The organism is Glycocaulis sp. (genome assembly GCF_052168375.1).
In the GTDB taxonomy this organism is placed as follows: Bacteria; Pseudomonadota; Alphaproteobacteria; order Caulobacterales; family Maricaulaceae; genus Glycocaulis.
The window spans coordinates 1-5,547 of record NZ_JBQLZR010000060.1; the positions used below are offsets into that span (position 1 = coordinate 1).

A 5,547-nucleotide genomic window follows, 5' to 3' on the forward strand; every position below is an offset into this window, starting at 1 on the left:
GCCTCGCGGGCGCTTTCACCTTCACGGCGGGCCAGTCTGCCCTCCTCGCGGGCGCGCTCTGCATAGGCACGCGCCTCGGCGGCATCGGCCTGCGCACGCTCGACCATGATCCGGATGCGCTCCCCGTCGACATGGACGTCATGGCGCTCGTGCCAGTGAATATCCATTTCGGCGTCGATGCGGCCCGGCAGGGCGGACAGCGCTTCGCGTAGCTCGCTCATGGCCTCTTCAAGGATGGCGTCGTGTTCGTCTGTCCAACCGTCTTCCTCCAGATCGAGGGCAATGACGACGCGGCCCTGACGGGCAGGCGCCCCGGGCGCTTCCACACGTTCAAAGATGACCTCGCGCTGCGGCGGGGTGGGCGGTGCGGGCTGGGCCTGGCTGGCCGCGATGAGCAGGGGCGCAAAGGCGAGGGCGCTGACTAGATATTTCATGAAAAGTGTTCCTCCCGTAATTGGCGCCCATATCGCGCTGCGCCGCCTTACGAAAACATGACGCGCGGCTTAAAATTTCGAAGTGCGCTCCCCGGCGCCGCAGGCTGGACATCCGTGCGGCGGGCCTGCCTAATCGGATCAGGGGACGGATTTCGAGGGGAAATGTCATGGTCATGGATCGCCGTCAGGTGCTGGCGGGGCTGGGGCTTGCTGGCGCAGGTGCGGGGCTGGCAAGTGGTCAGCCCGAAAGCGGATACCGCATTGCCGACGCGCCCGTGCGCCCGCTTGAAGCGCAGATTGCCCGTCTGATCATCATGGGGTTTGTCGGCAGCGATCCGCAAGGCGAGGGAGCCGACACCATGGTCGCTCACCTCGAGAACAATGCCATTGGCGGGGTGCTGATGCTGCGCCACAACGCGCGCGAGCGAGACCCGGCCCTCGCCATGGCCGCCCGTCTGCGCGCGGCGTCCGGCACCGCCTGGCTGGCGATTGATCAGGAAGGCGGAGTGGTCCAGCGCCTGACCGGCGATATGGGCTTTACCCGTATCCCCCGCGCGCAGGCGCTTGCAGAGGAAGGGCTGGAGGCAGGGGCGGCCCTTTTTGCCACGGCTGCGCGTGAACTCGCTGAAGCAGGCTTCAACATGAATCTTGCGCCTATCGCGGACCTGCATGATCCGGGCAATGACGCCATCGGACAGTATGGCCGGGCCTATGGCAGCGATGCCGACAGCGTCGCGGCCTGGTGCGCCGCCTTCATCGAGGCCTTCGAAGCTGAAAACATTGCCTGCGCCATCAAGCATTTTCCCGGGCATGGCCGCTCTCGCGGCGACAGCCATGACGGGTTTGTCGACATTACCTCTACCTGGAGCTTCGAGGAGGCTGCGCCCTTCGGTCAGCTCATGCGTTCAGGCCATGCCCATCTGATGATGGGCGCACACCTGGTCAATCAGCGCCTCGATCCGGACGGACTGCCCGTAACCCTGTCACGGCGTGTGTTGCACGGCCTCCTGCGGCAGGTCATGGGTTATGAGGGCGCGGTCATCACAGACGATCTCGACATGGGCGCGATCCGCAACCATTACGGGCGCGAAGAAGCGGTCATTGGCGCGCTGAAGGCTGGCAATGACCTGCTGCTGATCTCCAACTCCGCCAATCCGGACCCCGACCTGCCAGCCAACATCCAGCGCTGGGTGATGGCGGCTATCGAGCGCGGTGAACTGACCGAGACCCGTATCGCCGAGGCCAATGCCCGCCTCGATGCGCTGGAGGGCCATGTCAGGGGGTAGGTCAGGTGTTCTCGCAGGACGCATAGCGGCCTGATCTTGATCTGCATCGATGCCACCGGGGTCCCCCGCCCCGACGGGGGACCCAGAGTGCAAGGCACCATCAGAGTGTGAACGCTGGGCGCCGTTCAGACACGCCACAGGCTTTTTCTGGAGCCCCGGTCAAGCCGGGGACCCCGGTGGAGAAGTCTTCTGAAAATGATGAAGGCGCAAACAAAAAGGGCGGCTGTTGCCAGCCGCCCTTTCCGTAGCCTGAGGAGAGGATGGACTAGAAGTCCATGCCGCCCATACCGCCACCCGGCATGGCCGGAGCGGATTCTTTCTTCGGCAGTTCGGCAACCGCCGCTTCGGTCGTGATCATCAGGGAGCCTACCGAGGCCGCGTCCTGCAGGGCAGTACGCACAACCTTGGCCGGGTCGATGATGCCGAAGGCAAACATGTCACCATACTCTTCGGTCTGGGCGTTGAAGCCGTAACCGCGCGAGCTGTTTTCCAGGATCTTGCCGACCACGATGGAGCCTTCGACCCCGGCGTTTTCGGAGATCTGACGGATCGGCGCCTGAATGGCGCGGGCCACGATGGCGATGCCTTGCGTCTGGTCGGCATTGTCGCCTTCCAGGCCTTCAAGAGCCTTGGCCGCTTTCAGCAGGGCGACGCCGCCACCGGCCACGATGCCTTCTTCCACCGCAGCGCGGGTGGCGTTCAGGGCGTCGTCAACACGGTCCTTGCGCTCTTTCACTTCGATTTCCGAAGCGCCGCCGACCTTGATCACGGCAACACCGCCGGCGAGTTTCGCCAGACGCTCTTGCAGTTTTTCCTTGTCGTAGTCGGAGGTCGTGTCTTCGATCTGCTTGCGGATCTGGTTCACACGGCCTTCGATGGCCGAGGTCTCGCCCGCACCGTCGACGATCGTGGTGTCGTCCTTGGTGATCGACACGCGCTTGGCGGTGCCCAGCATGTCGAGCGTGACGTTTTCCAGCTTGATGCCGAGATCTTCGGAGACGACCTGGCCGCCGGTCAGGACAGCGATGTCCTCCAGCATGGCCTTGCGGCGGTCACCAAAGCCCGGAGCCTTCACGGCAGCCACTTTCAGGCCGCCACGCAGCTTGTTGACGACGAGCGTGGCCAGAGCCTCGCCCTCGACGTCTTCAGCAATGATGAGGAGCGGACGGTTGGACTGCACGACGGCTTCGAGAACCGGCAGCATGGCTTGCAGCGAGGAGAGTTTCTTCTCGAACAGCAGGATGTAGGGGTCATCCAGCTCGACAGCCATTTTCTCGGCATTGGTCACGAAGTAGGGCGACAGGTAGCCGCGGTCGAACTGCATGCCTTCCACGACGTCGAGCTCGGTCTCGAGAGACTTGGCTTCCTCGACGGTGATGACACCCTCATTGCCGACCTTTTCCATGGCGCGGGCGATCATGTCGCCGATTTCTTTTTCGCCATTGGCCGAGATCGTGCCGACCTGGGCAATTTCCGAAGAGCCCTTGATCGGGGTCGAGTTGGCCTTGATATCCTCGACGACTTTCAGGACGGCCTTGTCGATGCCGCGCTTCAGGTCCATCGGGTTCATGCCGGCGGCAACCGACTTCATGCCTTCACGGATGATGGCCTGAGCCAGAACCGTGGCGGTCGTGGTGCCGTCGCCGGCTTCGTCATTGGTGCGCGAAGCAACTTCGCGGACCATCTGGGCGCCCATGTTCTCGAACTTGTCTTCCAGCTCGATTTCCTTGGCGACCGAAACACCGTCCTTCGTGGTGCGCGGGGCGCCGAAGGACTTCTCGATGACCACGTTGCGGCCTTTCGGGCCCAGGGTCACTTTCACGGCGTTGGCAAGGGTATCGACACCCTTGAGCATGCGTTCACGCGCGGATACGCCGAACTTTACGTCTTTGGCGGACATGTGTGTCAGCTCCTTGTTCGATCAGTCGGTGGTTTTGGGAAAGTTCCGGGCCGGGCCTAGCCGACAATGCCCAGAATGTCGGATTCCTTCATGATCAGGAGTTCCTGACCATCGATGGTGACCTCGGTGCCCGACCATTTGCCGAACAGGATGCGGTCGCCAGCTTTCACGTCCAGCGGACGCACGGTGCCGTCATCCTTGATGGTGCCGCTACCGGCGGCGATCACTTCGCCTTCCTGGGGCTTTTCCTTGGCCGTATCGGGAATGATGATCCCGCCCTTGGTCTTGGACTCTTCCTCGACGCGCTTCACGAGCACGCGGTCATGCAGAGGACGAAAGGTCATCGCGTCACGTCTCCAATTCTCCGGGCGGAAATCGCCGCCCTTCGCAAACAATATGAGTTCTGGCTCCGGGCCGTTAGCACTCGATGCCATCGGCTGCCAGCAGCCGGGACATAAGCAGGCGGTCATGGACCGTCAAGGGGATTGGAACAAAAGCAGGGAGCGTTTTTTGCATTCATGCGTTGGAGAGGTTCGTTCAAGTTGCGTTCATCGCTCTGTCACTCTTCTTGCGTGGCCAGAGCGGCCCGGACGCGCTAACGTCTGAAAACCTGTTTCACGTCACCATGGGGAGTTATTTCAGCCATGATCTATCGTTCACTCGTCGTTGCCGGCATGGCGCTGTCCATGGCGGCGGCCTGCACCACCACTGACCAGTACGGCAATGTCACGCAGAACCGCACCGGAACCGGCGCGATCACCGGCGCGCTTGCCGGCGCAGCGCTCGGCACGCTGGCGGGCGGCGATGACCGCCGCAATGCGCTCATCGGTGCCGGTATCGGCGCTCTCGCTGGCGCAGGCGTTGGCAACTACATGGACCGCCAGGAGCGCGATTTCCGCGAGCGCCTGCGCGGGTCGGGCGTTACGGTCCGCCGTGAAGGCCAGGACCTCTATCTCGTCATGCCGGGCAATGTGACTTTCGCCACCGGCCAGGCGAATATCGAGCCGAACTTCTTCCCGATCCTCAATGACGTTGCTGACGTTCTCCAGACCTATCCGGCGACCTATGTTGACGTGATTGGCCACACCGACTCCACCGGCGGGCGTGATCTCAACATGCGCCTGTCGGCCCAGCGCGCTCAGGCCGTTGCCGGCTATCTGCAACAGGTCGGCGTTGATGGCCGCCGCTTCTTCATCACCGGCGCGGGCCCGGACTATCCGGTTGCCTCCAACGCCACCGATGCCGGCCGGGCGCTGAACCGCCGCGTCGAGATCAAGATCGCGCCGCACACGCAAAGCTAGGCTTTGAGTGGCTGACAGAACCGGGAGGGGCGGGCCGCCAGGTCCGCCCCTTTTTCATGGCGCTGAAAGTGGTCTGACAGACGGGCGCGGCCCGGCATAGACTATGCAGGCACAGCTGCGATTCGCGGTACGCGTGCAAACCGGAGGCAGGGCCATCATTCCGCGCGCCACAGACATGCTGGTCGTAATCACCTACGCGATGGTTGCCATCGTGGCGGCGCTGGCGTTCGAGCGGTTCGGCCTGATGGAATCCGGTCTCGCCTGGGTGATGGGGGCTGTCGTCTTCCTGATCGCCGGACAGGCCCATGCAGCTGCCGCCCGCGCCGAGGAGCGCCGCTCTACCGAAAAGGCCTTGCATGAGCTGCGGGCGGCAAACCTCTCCCTGATCGAGGAGCTGGAAACGGCCAGCGCCCGGATCGAGGAGATGGAAACGCGCCTCCCCGCCCAGCCTGTCCAGTCCGCACGCCCGATGACGGCGCCGCGAGCGGCCACGCCAGCGCGCGACGAAGGGCCGGGCGATGAACTCCTCAACGAGATACTGCAAAAGCTGGAACTGGCCGGCGCAGGCCCCGCGGCGAACATGGCCAGCTCGGCGCGCGTGGAACTGATCCGCGATGCGCTCGATG

At 63.6% G+C, this 5,547-nt stretch carries 5 protein-coding genes and 1 pseudogene; 3 read left to right on the forward strand and 3 right to left on the reverse strand.

Features of this window, described 5'->3' with window-relative positions:
* On the reverse strand, window positions 1-434 hold a 434-nt coding region (locus tag ACTS2Z_RS02450), incomplete at its 3' end, for a hypothetical protein (RefSeq protein WP_442571647.1).
* Between the two features lie 167 nt (window positions 435-601).
* Here ACTS2Z_RS02450 and ACTS2Z_RS02455 point away from each other — a divergent pair.
* The gene (locus tag ACTS2Z_RS02455; RefSeq protein WP_442571648.1) at window positions 602-1,720 is read left to right on the forward strand and encodes a glycoside hydrolase family 3 N-terminal domain-containing protein; all 1,119 of its coding nucleotides are present in this window, start codon (window positions 602-604) and stop codon (window positions 1,718-1,720) included.
* Between the two features lie 265 nt (window positions 1,721-1,985).
* Here ACTS2Z_RS02455 and groL read toward each other — a convergent pair whose 3' ends face one another.
* Window positions 1,986-3,620 carry a chaperonin GroEL gene (groL, locus tag ACTS2Z_RS02460; protein ID WP_442571649.1) on the reverse strand — a complete coding sequence of 545 codons (1,635 nt, stop codon included), beginning with the start codon at window positions 3,618-3,620 and terminating at the stop codon, window positions 1,986-1,988.
* Between the two features lie 56 nt (window positions 3,621-3,676).
* On the reverse strand, window positions 3,677-3,964 hold the full coding sequence (groES, locus tag ACTS2Z_RS02465; protein ID WP_188452393.1) for a co-chaperone GroES: 288 nt from the start codon (window positions 3,962-3,964) through the stop codon (window positions 3,677-3,679).
* 300 nt (window positions 3,965-4,264) lie between these two features.
* Between groES and ACTS2Z_RS02470 the strand changes: the two genes are divergently transcribed.
* Window positions 4,265-4,921: an OmpA family protein gene (locus ACTS2Z_RS02470; protein ID WP_442571650.1), complete on the forward strand. Its 657-nt coding sequence runs from the start codon at window positions 4,265-4,267 to the stop codon at window positions 4,919-4,921.
* A 175-nt stretch (window positions 4,922-5,096) separates the two neighbouring features.
* Window positions 5,097-5,547 (forward strand): annotated as a pseudogene (locus ACTS2Z_RS02475) (EAL domain-containing protein); the annotation flags it as partial.

Bases quoted from the DNA above. Each gene is read 5' to 3' on its own strand.
- groL (WP_442571649.1), bottom strand. From the start codon at position 3,620: ATGTCCGCCAAAGACGTAAAGTTCGGCGTATCCGCGCGTGAACGCATG.
- ACTS2Z_RS02455 (WP_442571648.1), top strand. From the start codon at position 602: ATGGTCATGGATCGCCGTCAGGTGCTGGCGGGGCTGGGGCTTGCTGGC.
- ACTS2Z_RS02470 (WP_442571650.1), top strand. From the start codon at position 4,265: ATGATCTATCGTTCACTCGTCGTTGCCGGCATGGCGCTGTCCATGGCG.
- groES (WP_188452393.1), bottom strand. From the start codon at position 3,964: ATGACCTTTCGTCCTCTGCATGACCGCGTGCTCGTGAAGCGCGTCGAG.